Raw genomic sequence first — 17692 nt, forward strand, 5'->3', positions numbered from 1 at the left:
TGGTATCCAATTGCTTATTTGCTCCAATTTTTGAACCAAGTTCATAAATTGACAAGCAAAAAATTTGAGTTTGCTTTACCCTCGGAATTCTTTAAAGTATTCGGCCCGAACGGAAATCAAAAATTCGAGGTTTAAATTTGTTCCAAATAACAAGGACAAGGTTTCTCGAAGCACTTCATCCAAATCGAAACCAGTTAACAGCCATTCAATGAGCTCAAACGTTATGTCAACAGATGGGTCAGGGTTTGCTGTTGTTTTTCCTTTCGCTATGTTTACGAGTAATGTGGGAATCTCAGAACTTCGGTTTTCAGCAATTAAGTTTCGAATTTCCGTTGGGAAGGACACCATTAACTTTTGTTTTACGGCATTGGGCGTAAAAACCAACTGGTCTTCCTTTAAATTGAGAGCAGATAAAAGGTGTTCTTTTAGATTTTTTTCAGAATGATGGCTTTCTTGCCAAACAATGAGAATCTTCTCTCCTACGAGAGAATCTTCAAATGGTAAAAATGGATATGGTTTTTTATCCATAGTATCCCCAGGTGGTTGTCCTCCTGGGAGAAACGGTACCTTTATTTTTTAGGTGGAACAACAGCGTCTTTACAAGTTTTTGAAAGAGTGAATTTCACAACTGTTTTTGCAGGAATGACAATCGCTTCACCAGTTGCAGGGTTTCTACCTTTTCGTTTTGGACGATTCCGTTTTACCAATTTACCAAGTCCAGGAATGACGAAAGCGCCATTTTTCTTTGTTTCTTTGTATGCGAGTTCAACAAAAGAGTCAAGAAATGCTGCTACATTCTTTTTGGTCATACCAGTTGTTTCTGCTAATTCACTTAGCATTTCGGACTTTTTCATTGGGGTAGGAGTTGTTGCCATACTTTGATTTTCCTCTAAACCATTTAACGGTTACACATTATTTACAAAACTACCTGTTTTGGTACAAGATTAAATTGATTTTGGATACAATTTTTCTTAGGATTTCCTAAGAAAAACGTAGTTTTTTGAAAAAAACCTTTATTTTCCTAAGGAAAATGGGAATTTCTTCCAAAACTCATGGCTTCTCTCAAGTATAAGAAGATTGTCGTCGTATTCAAACGTACTAAATACGAATTGGATTTGGAAACTTACGGGTCCATCCAATCCTATAAAGAAGTCACAAAACAGAATCCAGATGTATTCCAAAGGACATTTGAATCCCATGAAAGGCAAATTCGTTCCAGAGAGTACCTAAAAACACATGTATTCCCTAAGGCAGACTTTGTGTTTCGGGAACAGTTTGAACCAGAAGGTGGAATGGATTATGATTTGGTAATTGCCCATGGTGGCGACAACCACTTCACTTATGTTGCCCATTTAGTGGGGAATACACACCTAATTGGTTGTAATTCCGATCCAGATTCATCCGTTGGTGCACTACTTGGGTTCACTGCTGAAGAATTAGGAGAAGCAGTCCGTACTAATTTCAAACAAACGAAATTGGAATCTTGGTCTTTACTTGATACCGAAATCATTTATCCAAATGGAACCAAACTCAAAACTGTACCGGCGATCTGCGAACTATCGATCCGCAATAATAGCCCGGATTTAACTTCGAGGTTTTGGATTTCTTATTTGGACAAAAAGGAAGAACAAAAATGTTCTGGATTACTTGTGTACACAGGTGCAGGTTCTACAGGTTGGATCAGTTCCTGTTTCCCTAAAAAATTCCCTCCATTTTCCAAACATGAGCCTTTTTTCCATGTTTATTCCCGAGAAATACGAGTCAAATCTCGAGAAACAGAGTTTTCCTTGGCAGATTTTAGGGCTTTGGATCAAGTGGAAGTTATTTCCGAAATGAATGGTGGTTTGGCCGTGGATTCTCTCACTGAGAGGCATTATCCGTTTCCACCATATGCAAAGGCGATGGTTCGATTATCGCCTGAGAAATTATTTGTAGTTGTTCCACTAAAGAGAGGGGAATCCATGCAGGACTTACCATACGAAATAGAACAAAAACGCATCAATGGAACTGTCATCGTTCAAATCAAAGGACGAATGGAATCAGGTCCTCTTGATCGCATCACACAAACGATTTTAGATGAAATGGTTGGTGCAGACCGTAAACATCTGATTTTAGATTTTTCTGAACTTCGCTACATTTCAAGTTTGGGGATCAGAATGATATTAGATGTTAAAATGAACCTTCAAAAACGAAATAAAGAAATGGCCCTAGTTGGCGTTACCAGTTCGATTTTACAAGTATTCCATCTATTGGGATTATCAAATGCGTTCCAATTTTACCCAGATAGAGAAGAAGCGTTGAAGTCTTTTGAGGAGCCATCTAATTCCTAGATGACACCACGAACTTCCGTTTGGATTTCCAACTCGGTTTTCGTTTCCTTTTTGGTTCTTACTCTATTTTATTCCTTAGTTCACTTTGAAAATCTATCTCTCCGAGAAGAATCGACCCAACTCGTGGACGAAAAACATAGAAGTTTTGCAAGAGTGCAAGAATTATCCAGGATCAAAAATCAGTTTCCCATTGCATACCAATGCCACTATAGTTTTGGTTTGAGCAATGGCTCACTTTTTGAATCCACGGAAAAGATCCCCTATTCCATCTATAAAAAACTGAGGTTAGGTGATTCGATTGAAATTTATAAAAAAGAGATATGGATTTTAGGTAAGAAGACTGCAATTTCTAGAATTATGGGGAATGATGAACCACTCCCCTTACTTGAGAACTTAGAAAAATATTTTCAGTATAGTTTCTATTATTTTCTTGCTCTAACAGTTGTTTTTCTGACTATTAGGGTTTCGGGATGGTTATTTCAAATTTATCCTTCCCAACAAAAACAAGTTGAGACTGACGTGATTGCTGTAAATAATTCTCAGGATTCACATCAAAAGTAACAAAACACATATATTTATCATACTTAACTACATACATAAACTCCATATAGTTTAAGTGAGTGTTTTGAGTCATAAATCCACGTAACCATTTACTCTCACGGTAAACCCTTTCGTATTGGATATTGGTCGCATCGATTTTTTTGATAGATTCTGCGGATTCTTTTGAGTAGTCACGGCTCATGATTTCTTTTTTGAGCGTCTTAATTAAGTTATACTCAAGTTTCGCTTTATTAGGTGGTAAATTTTCAGGACGTGTTTTATAATAGTACTCGAATAACTCTTTATCTTGGCCTTCTTTGGCATCGTGATTCTCTTGGTTCACGTCAGTGGGAGTTGTTTGTGGTTTTGTGTCCTGGGCAGAGATTGAAACAACTGCTAAACTGAACACAAGGGAAAATAGAAGGGATTTTTTCGAGAGTTCCATAGTTACTATTATCGGTTTTTTTAAGTAATTTTCAAAATAAAATTTTCGGTTTTCAAAAAGGGAAACAAGGTTCAAAACAGTTTTATCATGGCGATTCCCCCACTCATGACTTTCCAGGAGGACTTCCTCTCTGGAAAATTGATCAAAAAAGAATACGTTCACTTTTCGGAGATTGATTGCCCGGAACTAGACGTATGGATCGGTCGTGTGGTGAGGAGCATTTCGCTCGAATTCCTTCACGAAATTCTCTTTACGATTCTCAGTGAACTTTTGGTCAATGGGTGTAAGGCAAATGGGAAACGTGTTTTCTTCTCCGAACAAGGGTTAGACTTGTGGAATGAAAAGGACTATGCCAAAGGCATTGCTTTGTACAAAGACGAGTTTGGACACAACCGCAAACGAGTCTTTTTATCCTTAGAAAAAACAGATTATAAGATTTCCTTAAGTACCAGATACCAAGAAGATTTCATTGAATTTCGAGTTCGAAATAATGCCAAAATCCTTCCAGAAGAGAAAAACAGGATTCTAAAACGAGTACAAGCCTCAATCAAATACAAAAACATCAATGATGCGTACCGTGAGTCCGTGGATAATGAAGAAAGTTCTGGTCTTGGGATCGTGCTCATCCACATCCTTCTCCGTAACTCAGGCATTCCGAATCAGTTTTTTGAACTGGTGACTGAGGAAGAGTATACAGAAGTCATCATTCGGATCCCAAAACAACTGATCCCAAAAGAAAACCAAACGCGAATCAAAGAACTTTTGATTCGGGAAGTAAATTCCTTGCCCCCCCTACCCTCTCAAATCAGCAAACTCATCGTAATCGCAAAGAAAAAGGATGTCACGTTTCAAGAAATCGCTTCGGAAGCAGAAAAAGATCCGGCCATTTCAGCAGAAATCATTAAAATCGCCAATTCCCCCTTGTTTGGTGTCCATAAATCAATTGTTTCGATCGTAGAAGGAGTGAAACGAATTGGTTTAAAAAATCTAGAGTCAATTTTCCTTGCATTGGGAGCAAAAAAAATACTTAACTCTCGTTATGCGAAACAAGTTTTAGTTTGGACCCATTCCTTTAAAGCATCCATGTATGTAAAATTCTTATTGGAAGAGAAAAGGAAACACATTCAATTATTAGAAACGGCCACAATTGCCGCCTTGTTACATGATTTAGGAAGAATGGTTTTGTTATCACTAGATTTGAGTCAGGTGAATCAAATACGAGTTTTAAGGAGTGATGATAACACGGAAATATCCGAATGGGTGGAAGAATACACAGTAGGAACAACACATTCTGAGATTGGTTATTTGATTTCCGAAAAATGGCACTTCCCCGAAGAAATTTTAGACGTGATCCGGTTCCATCACAAACCTTGGCAATGCAAATCCAGAAACAATATCCTTTGCCAGATCATCTACCTTGCGGACATCTTAGCAAATATAGGCAAAGGAAAAGGGAATTATTTTACTGTTGAACCCGAAGTATTGGATTATTTTGAAATTCACTCTGAAAAAGAATTTCGTGAAATGCAAGATCGGTTTAAACTGAAATTCGAGGAACATAGGGAAGAGTACCAAAATCTCTTTATATAAATATGGAATGGAAACAACTACTTCGTTTAGATGAAAAAGAATTGGAAGACCCAAATTTAGCCGATGAATTCAATTTAGTTGGCCATCCCGAGTATCCTTTTCTTTCTAGTTTGCCTCCTGAAGAAACCTTAGAAATCTTAAAAGAATTTGTGATGGCGGAAGGACATGTGGTAAACTTAAAAAACCTATTGAGTTATGCCCCTATCCTAGAGCTTACATTGGTCAAAAAAAACCTACCTTCTATCTACGGTTAATTTTAACCTGTCGCCCCAATATCCGATTTTAAATCACCACCTAATTCTGTACTAAACTCTATCTTTTTCGCTACTGATTTTTCCATACTTGTAATTAATAATTCATTTGTTTTGGCAAGTCGATCTGCCATAATCGAAACCATTTTCGCTGCAAATTTTGGATTTTTTACTAAAAAGTTTTCTAGTTGTTGTTTGCTTTCTATGACTGCCAATTCGCAGTTTGTAATTGTCCTTGCGGTGGCACTTCGCGGATTCGAACTAAATAAAGCCATCTCCCCAAAAAAGTCTCCAGGTTTCATCAAAGCAAGCCTTGTCTGACTATTATTCACTGTGAAAAATATTTCAACATTCCCTTGCAAGATAATGTACATAGCATTATTCAACTCCCCTTCTTTGAAGATCCTCTGGTTCGGTGGAATGTTGAGTTTGCTCATAAAATGGTGACTCCTATATCTATTTTTGGTCATTTTGACTAAAATCTGAATTCATTTTCCTTTCCTTTGAGAAATATCAAAAGAAAATGTGACAAAAGGACATCTTACGTTATGGAATGGGAATACCTAGGGATCTTACTAGCTGGGCTTACATCACTTACAGTTTATTTTTTTAAGATCCCTGTTGAATTTCCAGCTCCGAGTGATTCAAAGGAAAAACGAGAGATCCGCTTTGATATCTTACGAGGATTTGCAATGATCGGAATCGTAATGATTCACATTCATTCCTATTTCCAATTTTTCCATCCAAATGACAACTTGGTGATCCAAAGCACGTTATTTTTATCGAATTTATCCAGGTTTTCAGTCCCTCTTTTCATTTTGACTTCTGCAATTTTTTTAAAGAAGAAAAGCAGATATTGGAATTCCAAATTATACCATTTGATTTTGCCTTATTTCGCATTTTCTGTTTTAGGTTACTTCATCAAATACAAGGACCATAGTGTTTATGAATTCGTTTATTTTTTCTTTTTTGGAAAAGTTTTCACACCTTTTTACTTTGTTCCGCTTCTCCTACAATTTTACTTAGTTTTTTATTTCATGAATTCGATATTCTTACGAGAATCATGGAAACAATGGATTTTATTCTTCTCATTTTTCATTAATTTTGTTTCAAACTTAGGATTTTTTGATCCTTATTTGCCAAAGGATTATCATTCTATTTCGATTTTTAACTACCTTTTTTTCTTTGTCCTGGGATTATCCATTGGCACATCAAAACCAACTAAGACCAATCCCAAACCAGAGCCAAATTTTATATTATTTGTTTATCTGCTCTTGGTACTCGTAATGATCTATGTTTTTAGTTTTTCATTTCAAATCGATTTTAAAAACCATCATCTATTCTATCCAATTTTTATCATGATTTTTGTTTGGAATCATTTGTTTGGCTTAAGCCCAAAAATTAAAAATACAATCAACTACATCGGTAATAATAGTTTGTATATATTTTTGTTACACCCCTTCATCATTCATTTTATGCACAGCATTGATCCATATACATTTGGAGGGCCGATAGTTGGTTATTTGTTTACCCTTCTATTAAATGTAGGGATTCCAATACTTACATCGTTCATAATCCAAAGGGGTAAGATTTTATATCAATCACGCCGCTATTCCTGATGGAGACAAATGCTTTGCCATATTCTACTAGAACTTTTAATACATAGTTCAGACGACCACGAATGTATTCATCATCCTTTGAAACGGGTGTTTCTCCATTTAAAACAGACTCTACATGCCTCACAATGACATGGTCAGGAATGTAAACAATCCTTGTATTTTTGTAACTTGACATTCTAAGTTCAGCATTTGGGTAACTGCCACCCATTCCACTTGAAACTGTAATGATTAAACCAGGTTTATGAGAAATGTCCCCACCAGATAAATACAAAAAGAAATTCTTCAAAGCAGGACTCGCCATTCCAGCGTATTCTGGGGTAACGAAAATGTAGGCATCCGACTCAAACAATCCTTTGCTATATTCCAACCAAAACTTCTTTAAATCCGAATCCTTTTCCCACATTGAAGGGTCCCAAACAGGCAATGGATGACTGCCTAAATCAATGAGTTTAACTTCAACACCGTTTGACTCTAAACTGTTACTTAAAAATTTCGCAACTTTTAATGATTGTGAATTCTTTCTATGGCTACCAGCGATAATTGAAATTTTCATTTAGGGCCACCACCCTGGTTTTTATTTCCTTTATAGTGAAATTTCTTCTTGTTTTTCCATTTTCTACTATTATGACCGCTAGGTTTTGTATCACCTCTATCCTCTTTTTTCTTTTGTCCTTGGTGATGGTGGTGTTTTTTCTCCGCGAAATTTTTATCTTTTTTGTTTTCGCGGTCTTTTAAAAATCTTAATTTTTCATCACCAAACAGTTGTATGTAGCCAAATAGGTAGGTCGCAAGAATACTATGCACTCTTTCCCATTGTTTTTTGTCTAACTCTCCAAAAACTTGATGTTCGGCAAATGGACCGGAGTGTAACTTAAATGCTGTTAATGAAGTTTTTAATCGAAGTTCTGCTGCCTGAGCATCTCCTAAATCTCTTGGTGGAAATCCAGGAATTTGGTTTGCCTTGGTGTAATTCCCTGTAGAAATTAATTTGGCAAACTTGTACTTCCCTAATAATTTATTAATTGTTGTCCGTTTTTTATTATAACTTATACCCTGAATTGACACCTCAATTGATTCTGCCAAAAAATCAAAAATTTGTGATAATGTAATATCTGATTTTTGTTTTCTTTCGCAGGCAAGAATGATGGTTAATTCTCTTTCGATATCATCTATCGTTTTTAATTTCAAATTTGATTTCATTTTTCCTCTATTCGCTGATACCGTATTTCTTTTTTAGGGATGCTAAATCCTTTAAAAAACTCTCTCTTAATTTCCCACTAAGTTTCCCAACATTGATACTGATCTTATTTTGGGTTGAAGAATTCCGGGGTGAAACCATTTCACCCCCCCTATTCTCTTTTCTTTTTAAAAGTTCTTCTAAATTTTTTACCGAAAGTGGTTTCCCACTTATCATTAATTCCATCACAGACTTTTGGTCTAAACGCGCAATGCTACTGAGTTGTTTTACATATCTTTCGCTATAGCCTAATAATATAGAAACTTCATCAGCAGTTTTCTTTTTTTCTTTTCTTAGAAACTGTATTGCTTTCCCCACTTCCCACGGATTTAAGTTCTTTCTTTTTTCGTTTTCTGCTAAGGACATCTCATAACAGACATCTTCATTAGCATCGGTTATGATAGCCGGAATCTCTTTCCATCCTAATTTGAGTGCGGCTCTGTAGCGACGTTCACCAGCAACAATTAAAAACTTACCTTTATCTTTTCGAACTAAGATTGGCTCAATTAGTCCCAATCTTTCCATTGAAGGTAATAAATCGGAAGTATCCTCTCTACCAATTAATCTTGGTTGGGTAGGATTTGGGAAAATCTGACTTAATTCAAGGTGAGAAGGATTCTTCTTTTTCTCAGAATAAGCGGAGATTAAATCTAAAGCTTGAAATTCAGTTTTTTTCGACATTGATTTTTTCCTTAATTTCAGCGGCTAGTTCCCGAAAGTTTTTCATAGTGGCAAGATCAATTTTCGCCAAAAAACTCATCTTTGCTTGTGCTTGAGGAATTGATTCTCTTCTTTGAATCACAGTTTCAAATACTGGAAAATATTTTTTCACTCCTTCAGCTAATCCCGCCAATGCTTTTTGTCCTTCAAACTGATTCAAAACCGCACCGAGTAATTTTAATCTTTGGTTAGCCTTTCTTTGAATTTTTAAAATTGTTTCATGAAGATCTCTTATGCCCTGCAAACTAAAGGCCCTGGTTTGTATTGGTACCAAAATAAAATCCGCACATATCAAAGCATTTTCTAAGATCAAACCTAATGACGGAGGGCAATCGATAATGATATATTCATAACTGGATCGAATTGGTAATATCGCTTCTTTTAACAATTCAAAGTCATCTCTTTCATACGGAGTGGTTAAATTTGCCAGTTCTAATGTGGAAGGCAATAAATCAAAGTTCTCGGAAACATTTTTTATTATTGGCATGATATCTTTTGATTTTTTGCCTCGATACCCAAGGTAATCCATAACCGAAGGAACGTCATCATTCAAAAACAGCTGAGTTGCATTTGCCTGCGGATCCCAATCAATTAATAATACTTTGTGATTTTCTGCAAGAGCTTCGGCCAAATAAAGACTAATCGTCGTTTTCCCTTCCCCACCCTTTTGATTTGAAATTGCAATCACACTACTATCAAAACCTTCATCGGATTTGATTTCAAAATATTTTGATAAAATTGACCTTTTAAATTCCCCTGTTTTCCAACCTGGAACTTTTAACTCAGAAACTTTTCTCTGAAAGTCAACTAGACCAAGGCCTACATATTTTGAGGCCGCTTCCAGATCAAAAACAGTATCCGCTTTACTCATAAACTTTCTTTACCCTCATACTTGCAAATCAGATGTCAATTTAATTATGTCTCCTAGGGGTGAAATGATTTCACCCCTAGGTATCTGATACCAAAAACCCAAACAACCGACCCGGAAAATGCACCACTTGAACTAAATAACGAATTTACAACAATTAGGTAATTTGGAACTTAAGTTGGTGCCAGAATTTTCCAAAATTTCCTTATTTTTAATCAGTTTGCTATTTTTGAATCGATCCCTATTCCCTGAAGTGATCTGGGGGCCTTCTTTAGAAAAATCTGGAGGTGAATATATTTTTGAAACTGGAAATAAGTTCCCTAACTTGTCTGGTATCAGAGGTGGGTCAAGGATCTCATTTCCAAGAACTTTTACTTTATTTGGAATCCAAGGGATCTATACAAAAGACAAATGGGAAATCAATGGAAAACTAAAAACAACCGGTTGGAACCAAAAATCAGGAGAAGCCAGAGATGAAGATTTTCTTTTGGGAACAATATCCACCGAAAACACAACGAATATTGCAACTAGAGAATGGAGTTACAGAGACTCTGCTACAGTTTATTCTGGTAGCCGTAATTTTGCCGATGGAAAAGGAAAATCCACAATTGTAGAAAATAGATTCGAAATTTACGGAAGGTATTATTTCCAAGAAGCAAGTCCAGATTATTGGAAAGATGGCTCTGGATTTTTTCTATCTACAGGTGTCCGCTATTCATACTTCAAATACCTTTTTTATGATGTGAACCAATTCATAGAATCAACTCCAGTGATTTATACTCCAATCGGAATTGGCCTAAGTTTCTCAAATGATTTATGGGAGGTTTTTTATGGTGGTGGTTATCGATTTTCCAAAGGAGATATCTATTTCGATTTAAATTTTATGCCATCAATTGGCAGAATCAAAACCAGAGATTTTCATATCCAAAGGAATATCAATTTTTTCTCAGACAATTATGGATTTGGATGGTCATCCAAATTAGAAATTGGTTACAAATTTTATCCCAACTGGCTCAGTTATTTTCGAGTGAATCATCGACGATTTTTTTCAGAAGGTAGATTCACTTCACAGGGAGGCTTAACTGTTTCAGACTTGTCATCAAACTTAGTTTCAGGGTTCAAATCACACATCAACATAAAAGATTATTCCCTTGAAATAGGGGTATTAAACAAAATAAATTGGGATAATCATTCTGAAACGGAACCCGAAACTTCAAAATATAAACCAGAGAGTAATGAAACCAATTAATATCGAAAGGAAAATTACAAAAGGTAGAAATTTATCATTAACTGTTTACCAAAACGGACGTGTTGTATTAAAACATCCAGTTAGGTATCCAAAACACCAGATTGAGAGTTTTTTAAGCGAAAAAAGAGAATGGATACAAAATAAACTCCAAAACTTACCAAAAGACTTTCCAACCAAACTTAATTTCACAGAAGGGGAATCATTTCCAATCTTCGGCAAAATGTATCCAATTTTAAGCATAGAGAAAGGATGTTATTGGAATCCAGAAAATGGTTTTTTTATCCACTCTCTCCTTCCTGACTTAAAACGACAAAAGAAAGCGAAATTAATTCTTAAATCATTACTCCAAGATAAAGTAAATCCAATCATTGAGAAGTATGAACGAAAATTTAATACAAAGGTAACCAAAGTATCAATTAAACCGATGCGGTCACTATGGGGAAGCTGTAATTCAAAAAACGCAATCGCAATCAACTTAAGTTTGGTACATTGCCCTGATTTCGTAATTGAATATATCGTCTTACATGAGATGGCACATACCTTAGAGCATAATCACTCTAAAAAATTTTGGGAGATTGTAAATTCGCAAAATCCAAATTACAAACTTGCAGAAAAATGGCTAAAAGACACCGGGAAAAAGTATATTTATTACTTAAATCAAAGTATTGTTTATCTGCCTTGGAAACATTTGTAGATCACCTGCCGCGGAAGGTGCATTTCGGAATTTAGTAAAAATAAAAAACTTAGAATCTAAATTTGAAATCGATTCTTGTGGTACCTCAGGTTACCATGATGGAGAACTTCCCGACCCCAGAACAAGAAAAGTTGCGCTCAAAAGAGGAATAGAACTTACCCATCGGTCTAGAAAACTAAAACATAGTGATTTATATGAATATGACTATTTACTTGTTATGGATGATCAGAACTTTAAAGAAGTAATCAGTCTAATAAAAGAGGAATCCATAAAAAACAAAATCTTTAAATTTGCAAAATTTAGATCCGGTTCAGGATCAGACATTGTTCCCGATCCTTATTATGGAACAGAAAAAGATTTCGAGTCAGTGCAAAATTTAGTGGAAGATTGTTCCATTGGATTTCTTAAATTTTTAGGAGAATGATTGTGTCCAAACAAAAAAAGAAAGTAGTTATCATTGGTGCTGGTTTTGGTGGGTTACAAGTCATTAAATCTTTAGCGAATCATCGTGATTATGAAATCGTTGTTGTAGATAAAAAAAATCACCATTTATTCCAACCACTTTTATACCAAGTTGCCACAGCAGTATTGTCACCTGCAGACATTGCGATCCCAACTAGGTCGATCACTACGAAATATAAAAATGTGAAAATCCTTTTTGGAGAAGTATCTGATATCAATTTTGAAAAAAAGGAAATCGTATTCCAAAATAGTACTGAATCTTATAATTACTTAATCCTAGCAACAGGAGCCAAAACAGGTTACTTTGGGAATACCCAATGGCAAAACAAAACTTTAGGTTTAAAAAACTTAAAGGATGCTTTGTCGATCCGAAGGCAAATTTTATTATCTTTTGAACAAGCGGAACTGATTGGTGATTATGAAAAAGCAAAAAGTCTGATGCACTATGTTATCATAGGTGGTGGACCTACAGGGGTAGAACTTGCGGGCTCGATCGCGGAATTATCTCACAATATCATCCGCAAAGACTTTAGAAACATCGATTCTGGAATGACAAAAGTTACCTTAATTGAAGCTGGCCCAAGAGTATTAAGTGCATTTAGCGAATCTTCAAGTCAATTTACAAAATCAAAATTGGAGAATAGGGGAGTAGAAGTTTTAACCAATTCACCAGTTCTGGACATCACCGATTCAGGTGTTGTATTAAAAGACCGAGTCATCGAATCTAAAACAGTGATTTGGGCAGCAGGAGTAGAAGGTTCAGATCTTGCAAAGAAACTATCGCTTAACAAGGATAAGTCGAATAGAATTTTAGTCGACGAATACTGCAAGACACTTGATTACCAAGAGGTTTTTGTGATAGGGGATGCAGCAAATTTTAGTAAAGGATTGGCGAAACCTCTGCCCGGTGTATCGCCAGTTGCCATGCAGCAAGGTCGGTATGTTGCAAAATACATTCAAAACCTTGACAAAAAAAGAGAAACCCCACCTTTTCAGTACTTCGATAAAGGGAATATGGCAACAATTGGAAGGACTGATGCCGTTGCAGAATTTGGGATCTTCAAACTCAAAGGAATTTTAGGTTGGTTAGGATGGTTATTTGTTCACTTGGTTTACCAAGTTGGATTTAAAAATAAAGTGAGCACCTTACTCAGTTGGGTTTGGAGTTATCTCACGTTTAGAGCCGGATCGCGGCTCATACAAGAAGAAGTGCAAGACCTATCAATTAGACCTTAAATTCAATTGGTTTTTTTTGGATTCAGAAATACATTTATTATAGGTAATTTCCGTATTACCAACCCAATATAAAGCATTTGTTTCCGTAACTCCAATCGGTGCATGCCTTTGCAATAGAGGAATCATATACAGGTAACTATTATAGCGAGTAGTGTCACATTCTTCTCTTATTTGATCTTCTCTAGAAATCTCTGAACAGCTGAAGAAAAAAAATATTAAGTGAAAAGAAAAATTTTTTAATTTCATTGCGAATTTTTATGCAAAACTTTGAGTTCTTCGATTTGTTTTTTTTGATCATCTGAACAATGGCAAATGTTTTGTTCTACGAACAAAATGTCTTCTTCCGCTTTCTTCAGTTGTGTCGCCTTATATTCAGGTTTATGGCTTACCTTTAATACGATTTCTCCTGTATAACCAGTTTCACCATTTGCCTCTAAGATGATGGATCTGGTTCTTTTTAAATACAATGAAATCAGCAATTTCATATCGGCGTCTTTAGAAAATTCTTCAATCCCCGTAGAAAGAAAGGTGATTTTTTTTCTATGAATCGAAGTGAGATCTGCTTTTTTATCACATTCAATCAGCGAATTACATGGAAGTTTTGTTTTAGTTTCACCATTCAAAGCAAACGAAACCAAGAGAATTGAAAAAATAAATCTGAGCACTTTCATACCAGAAATAAAATCAAACTCGAGAAAAAGAATCAAGCGCAAATAGTAAAGATAAATGTTTACAATGGGAAGGTTTGGAAAAACCCTTAGTTTATGTTGCCGATTTCAATTCGCACAAAATTCCACACAATCGAGGGAATAGAGTGGGGGAATCCACAAGGTGTTCCAATCCTTTGTTTTCATGGATGGTTGGACAATGCCAATAGCTTTGCTCCACTCGCGAAGTATTTCCCAAACTATCGGTTCTTATCTTTTGATTTTCCTGGCCATGGCAAGTCTAGCCATAAACCAGAAAATTCAATTTACTATTTTGCAGAATATGCTCTAGAAATTGTATCCATTGCACAAACCTTAGGATTAGAAGACTTTATTTTAATGGCTCACTCGATGGGAGCCGCCATTTCCACGTTAGTTGCAGGCACAAATTTACTTAAAATAAAAAACTTGGTGTTGATCGAAGCATTAGGCCCACTTACAAATGTCTCTGAGTCAGCTCCAGACATTATGGCAGAAGCAATCAAACAAGTATTGCACCCAAGAGGGAAAAAAGAGACCTATTTCCCAAATATGGAATCCGCGGTTGCCATAAGACTAAGAGCAGGGGATATGGAAAAAGATTCTGCATCTTTACTAATGGAACGAGGGATTGAAAAAACCCCTCGAGGTTTAAAACCGAGAAGAGATCTTAGATTGCATTTTAATTCTTTTTTTCGTTATACAGAGGAACAAGTTGTATCCTTTTGTGAAAGGATCAATTGCCCTACATTACTGATATTAGGTGACAAATCAAATTTTCCAATTGCAAACGCTTATCCTAATAGAAAATCTGCCGTTAAAAATCTAACGGAAATTACCCTAAGTGGAGGCCATCATTTACACATGGACCATCCAGAAAAGGTAGCACATGTCATTTTACAATTTTTAAATGATCACGATACAAAGGAAAATTCATGACATCACCAATCGAAAATCCATCTCGGCATGGTTTTGAAATTCACCACGACACTTGTTTTGGATGCGGAAAGGAAAACCCCCTTGGGCTCGTTGCTGATTTCACTTTCCATGATGAAACAGGGGAAGTAAACTTTACTTATAATTTCAAAAAATTGTATAATGGAGCACCTGGCTTTGTACATGGTGGGATCTTATCAACCATGTTAGACGAGGCAATGGGTGGATTATGTTTTCACCTTGGTTACATCGTTATGACTGATACCATGAGTTTTAAATTCCACAAGGCCACACCTGTCGAAACAGAATTACTCATCCGAGCATGGCCGATCAAAAAAGCAAAACGCAAAGTATTTTTGGAATGTGAACTTACTTCTCTGAATGGAGAAATTCTTTATGTCAAAGGTGAAGGCGCATTCCACATCTTACCTCCTCGATTTTTCTCAGAAAAATTGACTGGTGGAAAAATAGCGATTGCGAATGAATTATTATCTGTTAATAAATTGAAACGAGCACATCTCTTTGACAGGATAGAAACATGAATCGAAAATTTTACACAATACTAATCACTACACTACTCATCCAATGTTCTGGTGCATCAGTGAAAGATGGGTCTGGTGACCAGGAATTTGAATTAAAATTAACAAAGGGAAAATGGATCCGCACAGAAAGATTTAAAAATTCTGGTGGAATCCGAGCTGTTGGAGAAGTGAAGGCAGAATGTGGTGGCACTAAATGCACTGAAGACCAAGTGGCAAAATTTGCTCCACCTAAAATCAAATCGTTACCTAAACATGGAATTTGGGAAGAATACATCCAATTTGAACAACCTGGTTCCACACCTGAAAATCCTAAATTCAAATCAACACTCGATCAAGTTGGAGAATACATTGATGGGAAAAAAACTGGAATTTGGAAAAAACCTGACCCTGAAAACCCACAGAAATTCATTGCAGAAACTCCATGGATTGACGGAAAAAAAGAAGGTGTCGCTAAAACCTTCGACAAACAAGGAAATGTGACATCAGAAACTACTTATGCAGATGATAAAAAAAATGGACCTTACTTTCGTAAAAATAGCAAAGGTGAGTGGATTGAGAAAGGAGCCTTCAAAGACAATGAAGAAGAAGGGGAGTGGCTCTATCATTTCGTAGGAGCCGATGGAAACGGAATCAAAACAAAAGTTTCATACTCAAATGGTTTAAAAAATGGTTTAGAGATTAACTATTACAAAGATGGTGTTATCGAATCTCAAGGAAGTTATGTTGCAGATGTTCGGACTGGACCTTGGAAGATGTTTGGCGGGAAGGGAAATTTATTAGCAGAAGGGAATTACTCTAAAAAAGAGAACTCAGAAAATTTAGATATCAAATATGAAAGGTCAGGGATTTGGAAAGAATACTATCCTGATGGAAAACTATTTGGACAAGGACCTAGAAAACACACTCGCACTGGCGAATGGAAGTTCTATTACAAAAACGGTCAAGTTGCGTATCATGGGAACATGGCAAATGAAAGTATGTTAGAAACCGCGAAAGTGTATGACCAAACTGGAAAAATTTTAGGTGAAGGAAAACTATTTTTTTCTCTTGTTAAAATTGACGAAGAACTCCAAGACTTAAAATTAAATTACAAACCAAGCATACCTTTTACTTATTTTTATCCCTCTGGTAAAAAGAGAATGGTCATCAGATCAACGGAAGATGCAACAGAATATTCCGAAGATGGAAGAGAATTAGGAAAAGGACCAGTAGAACCACAAGGAAGGAAAATGGGATGTTGGACAATCGGTGGAAAAACAGAATATTACATGATCGATAAGCCAATGCCAAAAATGACTGCTTCACAATGCAAATAAACCAAGAACAAATCAAAGAAATCTCTGACCAAATCAAATTGATTCGGTCAGAATTAGCAGAATCAATCTCTGGGATGGAAAATGTCATCCAATCGTTGTTTGTTGGCCTCGTTGCAAACGGACATGTTCTTTTGGAAGGGATGCCTGGGCTTGCAAAAACCTTAGTAGCAAAAAATTTGGCATCCATTATCGATGCAAAATTTTCCCGGGTACAGTTCACACCAGATTTATTACCCGCAGATCTTATTGGAACAAATATATTCAATCCAAAAACTTCTTCGTTTGAGATTAGAAAAGGTCCAATATTCACCAATGTATTGTTAGCGGATGAAATCAACAGGGCACCTGCGAAAGTACAATCAGCTCTATTACAATGTATGGAAGAAAGGCAAGTATCCATCGCTGACCAAACTTTTGATCTTGACCCTCCTTTTTTTGTGATCGCAACCCAAAACCCAATTGATCAGGAAGGAACCTATCCACTTCCAGAAGCACAATTGGATCGGTTTTTGTTCAAAGTAAATGTTGGTTATCCAAATTTTGATGAAGAAGTTGCAATTCTGCACCAACATGGCAATGTTCATTACCAAAAAAAATCTCCAAAAAAATCAATGAATCCAAAAGAAATCCAAAAGATTTCAGAAATTTCCAACCATGTTTTTGTAGATCCAAAACTCTATTCCTATATCGTTAATTTAACGAGAAACACGCGCCCAAATTCAACTAACAGTGCAGAGTTGAAAACTTATATCCTTCACGGTGTAAGCCCAAGAGCAAGTTTAGCTTTGCTTAAAGTAAGCCGAATCAATGCTTTATTGGAAGGGAGAACTTTCGTAATCCCTGAAGACATCCAAAGGTTCTTCGCAGAAATCGTCAAACACAGAATTCACCTCACCATTGACGCGATCAGTGAAGATATAAGCACAGATTCTATCGTCAAAAGGATACTATCAGTAACGGAAGTTCCTTAA

The 17692-nt window shown here is 36.1% G+C and carries 21 protein-coding genes; 12 read left to right on the forward strand and 9 right to left on the reverse strand.

Going from position 1 to position 17692, the window contains the following annotated elements; translation table 11 throughout:
• Positions 1-75: 75 nt before the first annotated feature.
• Entirely contained in the window at positions 76-528 is a 453-nt protein-coding gene (locus EHQ62_RS14345; protein WP_135643986.1) for a VanZ family protein, read from the reverse strand.
• A 41-nt stretch (positions 529-569) separates the two neighbouring features.
• On the reverse strand, positions 570-875 hold the full coding sequence (locus EHQ62_RS14350) for an HU family DNA-binding protein (RefSeq protein WP_004788037.1): 306 nt from the start codon (positions 873-875) through the stop codon (positions 570-572).
• A gap of 177 nt (positions 876-1052) precedes the next feature.
• Here EHQ62_RS14350 and EHQ62_RS14355 point away from each other — a divergent pair, with 177 nt between their 5' ends.
• Positions 1053-2330, forward strand: a complete 1278-nt coding sequence (locus EHQ62_RS14355; RefSeq protein ID WP_135643988.1) for an STAS domain-containing protein — start codon at positions 1053-1055, stop codon at positions 2328-2330.
• Positions 2331-2787: 457 nt separating this feature from the next.
• On the opposite strand, the gene EHQ62_RS14365 is transcribed toward EHQ62_RS14355, so the two are convergent.
• Positions 2788-3315, reverse strand: coding sequence for a hypothetical protein (locus EHQ62_RS14365; RefSeq protein ID WP_135643994.1), 528 nt, complete (start codon positions 3313-3315; stop codon positions 2788-2790).
• An 87-nt stretch (positions 3316-3402) separates the two neighbouring features.
• Between EHQ62_RS14365 and EHQ62_RS14370 the strand changes: the two genes are divergently transcribed.
• Positions 3403-4905 (forward strand): HDOD domain-containing protein, encoded by a 1503-nt coding sequence (locus EHQ62_RS14370; protein WP_135643997.1) that lies wholly within the window; start codon positions 3403-3405, stop codon positions 4903-4905.
• A gap of 2 nt (positions 4906-4907) precedes the next feature.
• Positions 4908-5159, forward strand: coding sequence for a hypothetical protein (locus EHQ62_RS14375; protein WP_135644000.1), 252 nt, complete (start codon positions 4908-4910; stop codon positions 5157-5159).
• Between the two features lie 2 nt (positions 5160-5161).
• Here EHQ62_RS14375 and EHQ62_RS14380 read toward each other — a convergent pair whose 3' ends face one another.
• Entirely contained in the window at positions 5162-5593 is a 432-nt protein-coding gene (locus EHQ62_RS14380; protein ID WP_135644003.1) for a Crp/Fnr family transcriptional regulator, read from the reverse strand.
• 111 nt (positions 5594-5704) lie between these two features.
• On the opposite strand from EHQ62_RS14380, the gene EHQ62_RS14385 reads away from it, so the two are divergent.
• On the forward strand, positions 5705-6775 hold the full coding sequence (locus tag EHQ62_RS14385) for an acyltransferase (RefSeq protein WP_135644005.1): 1071 nt from the start codon (positions 5705-5707) through the stop codon (positions 6773-6775).
• Here EHQ62_RS14385 and EHQ62_RS14390 read toward each other — a convergent pair.
• From EHQ62_RS14390 to EHQ62_RS14405, 4 genes are read right to left on the reverse strand one after another with little or no spacing between them, the layout of a single operon-like run.
• Positions 6726-7328, reverse strand: coding sequence for an NADPH-dependent FMN reductase (locus tag EHQ62_RS14390; protein WP_135644008.1), 603 nt, complete (start codon positions 7326-7328; stop codon positions 6726-6728). The genes EHQ62_RS14385 and EHQ62_RS14390 overlap by 50 nt on opposite strands.
• Positions 7325-7975 (reverse strand): DUF1569 domain-containing protein, encoded by a 651-nt coding sequence (locus EHQ62_RS14395; RefSeq protein WP_135644010.1) that lies wholly within the window; start codon positions 7973-7975, stop codon positions 7325-7327. The genes EHQ62_RS14390 and EHQ62_RS14395 overlap by 4 nt, the downstream gene beginning before the upstream one ends.
• 7 nt (positions 7976-7982) lie before the next feature.
• Positions 7983-8693 (reverse strand): ParB/RepB/Spo0J family partition protein, encoded by a 711-nt coding sequence (locus EHQ62_RS14400; protein WP_135644013.1) that lies wholly within the window; start codon positions 8691-8693, stop codon positions 7983-7985.
• Positions 8677-9603 (reverse strand): ParA family protein, encoded by a 927-nt coding sequence (locus EHQ62_RS14405; protein WP_135644017.1) that lies wholly within the window; start codon positions 9601-9603, stop codon positions 8677-8679. Before EHQ62_RS14405 ends, EHQ62_RS14400 begins: the two co-directional genes overlap by 17 nt.
• 178 nt (positions 9604-9781) lie before the next feature.
• Here EHQ62_RS14405 and EHQ62_RS14410 point away from each other — a divergent pair, with 178 nt between their 5' ends.
• Genes EHQ62_RS14410 through EHQ62_RS14425 form a run of 4 tightly spaced genes read left to right on the forward strand, consistent with a single transcriptional unit; the run spans position 9782 to position 13241 of the window.
• Positions 9782-10849, forward strand: coding sequence for a putative porin (locus EHQ62_RS14410; RefSeq protein ID WP_135644392.1), 1068 nt, complete (start codon positions 9782-9784; stop codon positions 10847-10849).
• A complete protein-coding gene (locus tag EHQ62_RS14415) occupies positions 10836-11543 on the forward strand; it encodes a M48 family metallopeptidase (protein WP_135644020.1) in 708 nt (235 codons plus the stop codon). The genes EHQ62_RS14410 and EHQ62_RS14415 overlap by 14 nt, the downstream gene beginning before the upstream one ends.
• Entirely contained in the window at positions 11506-11967 is a 462-nt protein-coding gene (locus tag EHQ62_RS14420) for a low molecular weight protein-tyrosine-phosphatase (protein WP_135644394.1), read from the forward strand. The genes EHQ62_RS14415 and EHQ62_RS14420 overlap by 38 nt, the downstream gene beginning before the upstream one ends.
• A complete protein-coding gene (locus tag EHQ62_RS14425) occupies positions 11967-13241 on the forward strand; it encodes an NAD(P)/FAD-dependent oxidoreductase (protein WP_425269543.1) in 1275 nt (424 codons plus the stop codon). Before EHQ62_RS14420 ends, EHQ62_RS14425 begins: the two co-directional genes overlap by 1 nt.
• A gap of 242 nt (positions 13242-13483) precedes the next feature.
• On the opposite strand, the gene EHQ62_RS14435 is transcribed toward EHQ62_RS14425, so the two are convergent.
• Entirely contained in the window at positions 13484-13912 is a 429-nt protein-coding gene (locus EHQ62_RS14435) for a hypothetical protein (protein WP_135644028.1), read from the reverse strand.
• A 93-nt stretch (positions 13913-14005) separates the two neighbouring features.
• Between EHQ62_RS14435 and EHQ62_RS14440 the strand changes: the two genes are divergently transcribed.
• From EHQ62_RS14440 to EHQ62_RS14455, 4 genes are read left to right on the forward strand one after another with little or no spacing between them, the layout of a single operon-like run.
• On the forward strand, positions 14006-14866 hold the full coding sequence (locus EHQ62_RS14440; protein WP_135644030.1) for an alpha/beta fold hydrolase: 861 nt from the start codon (positions 14006-14008) through the stop codon (positions 14864-14866).
• Positions 14863-15405 carry a PaaI family thioesterase gene (locus EHQ62_RS14445; RefSeq protein WP_015679356.1) on the forward strand — a complete coding sequence of 181 codons (543 nt, stop codon included), beginning with the start codon at positions 14863-14865 and terminating at the stop codon, positions 15403-15405. Before EHQ62_RS14440 ends, EHQ62_RS14445 begins: the two co-directional genes overlap by 4 nt.
• Positions 15402-16721 (forward strand): LIC20035 family adhesin, encoded by a 1320-nt coding sequence (locus tag EHQ62_RS14450; protein ID WP_135644033.1) that lies wholly within the window; start codon positions 15402-15404, stop codon positions 16719-16721. The genes EHQ62_RS14445 and EHQ62_RS14450 overlap by 4 nt, the downstream gene beginning before the upstream one ends.
• Entirely contained in the window at positions 16712-17692 is a 981-nt protein-coding gene (locus tag EHQ62_RS14455; protein ID WP_135644036.1) for an AAA family ATPase, read from the forward strand. The genes EHQ62_RS14450 and EHQ62_RS14455 overlap by 10 nt, the downstream gene beginning before the upstream one ends.

Origin of the sequence: Leptospira jelokensis, from assembly GCF_004769635.1 — a bacterium.
GTDB classification, from domain to species: domain Bacteria; phylum Spirochaetota; class Leptospiria; order Leptospirales; family Leptospiraceae; genus Leptospira_A; species Leptospira_A jelokensis.

What these genes read in the sequence shown, in the direction of transcription:
- EHQ62_RS14400 (WP_135644013.1), bottom strand. Translation starts at nt 8,693, where the DNA reads ATGTCGAAAAAAACTGAATTTCAAGCTTTAGATTTAATCTCCGCTTAT.
- EHQ62_RS14380 (WP_135644003.1), bottom strand. Translation starts at nt 5,593, where the DNA reads ATGAGCAAACTCAACATTCCACCGAACCAGAGGATCTTCAAAGAAGGG.
- EHQ62_RS14345 (WP_135643986.1), bottom strand. Translation starts at nt 528, where the DNA reads ATGGATAAAAAACCATATCCATTTTTACCATTTGAAGATTCTCTCGTA.
- EHQ62_RS14455 (WP_135644036.1), top strand. Translation starts at nt 16,712, where the DNA reads ATGCAAATAAACCAAGAACAAATCAAAGAAATCTCTGACCAAATCAAA.
- EHQ62_RS14445 (WP_015679356.1), top strand. Translation starts at nt 14,863, where the DNA reads ATGACATCACCAATCGAAAATCCATCTCGGCATGGTTTTGAAATTCAC.
- EHQ62_RS14440 (WP_135644030.1), top strand. Translation starts at nt 14,006, where the DNA reads ATGTTGCCGATTTCAATTCGCACAAAATTCCACACAATCGAGGGAATA.
- EHQ62_RS14435 (WP_135644028.1), bottom strand. Translation starts at nt 13,912, where the DNA reads ATGAAAGTGCTCAGATTTATTTTTTCAATTCTCTTGGTTTCGTTTGCT.
- EHQ62_RS14385 (WP_135644005.1), top strand. Translation starts at nt 5,705, where the DNA reads ATGGAATGGGAATACCTAGGGATCTTACTAGCTGGGCTTACATCACTT.
- EHQ62_RS14390 (WP_135644008.1), bottom strand. Translation starts at nt 7,328, where the DNA reads ATGAAAATTTCAATTATCGCTGGTAGCCATAGAAAGAATTCACAATCA.
- EHQ62_RS14350 (WP_004788037.1), bottom strand. Translation starts at nt 875, where the DNA reads ATGGCAACAACTCCTACCCCAATGAAAAAGTCCGAAATGCTAAGTGAA.
- EHQ62_RS14365 (WP_135643994.1), bottom strand. Translation starts at nt 3,315, where the DNA reads ATGGAACTCTCGAAAAAATCCCTTCTATTTTCCCTTGTGTTCAGTTTA.
- EHQ62_RS14415 (WP_135644020.1), top strand. Translation starts at nt 10,836, where the DNA reads ATGAAACCAATTAATATCGAAAGGAAAATTACAAAAGGTAGAAATTTA.
- EHQ62_RS14405 (WP_135644017.1), bottom strand. Translation starts at nt 9,603, where the DNA reads ATGAGTAAAGCGGATACTGTTTTTGATCTGGAAGCGGCCTCAAAATAT.
- EHQ62_RS14355 (WP_135643988.1), top strand. Translation starts at nt 1,053, where the DNA reads ATGGCTTCTCTCAAGTATAAGAAGATTGTCGTCGTATTCAAACGTACT.
- EHQ62_RS14370 (WP_135643997.1), top strand. Translation starts at nt 3,403, where the DNA reads ATGGCGATTCCCCCACTCATGACTTTCCAGGAGGACTTCCTCTCTGGA.
- EHQ62_RS14450 (WP_135644033.1), top strand. Translation starts at nt 15,402, where the DNA reads ATGAATCGAAAATTTTACACAATACTAATCACTACACTACTCATCCAA.
- EHQ62_RS14395 (WP_135644010.1), bottom strand. Translation starts at nt 7,975, where the DNA reads ATGAAATCAAATTTGAAATTAAAAACGATAGATGATATCGAAAGAGAA.
- EHQ62_RS14375 (WP_135644000.1), top strand. Translation starts at nt 4,908, where the DNA reads ATGGAATGGAAACAACTACTTCGTTTAGATGAAAAAGAATTGGAAGAC.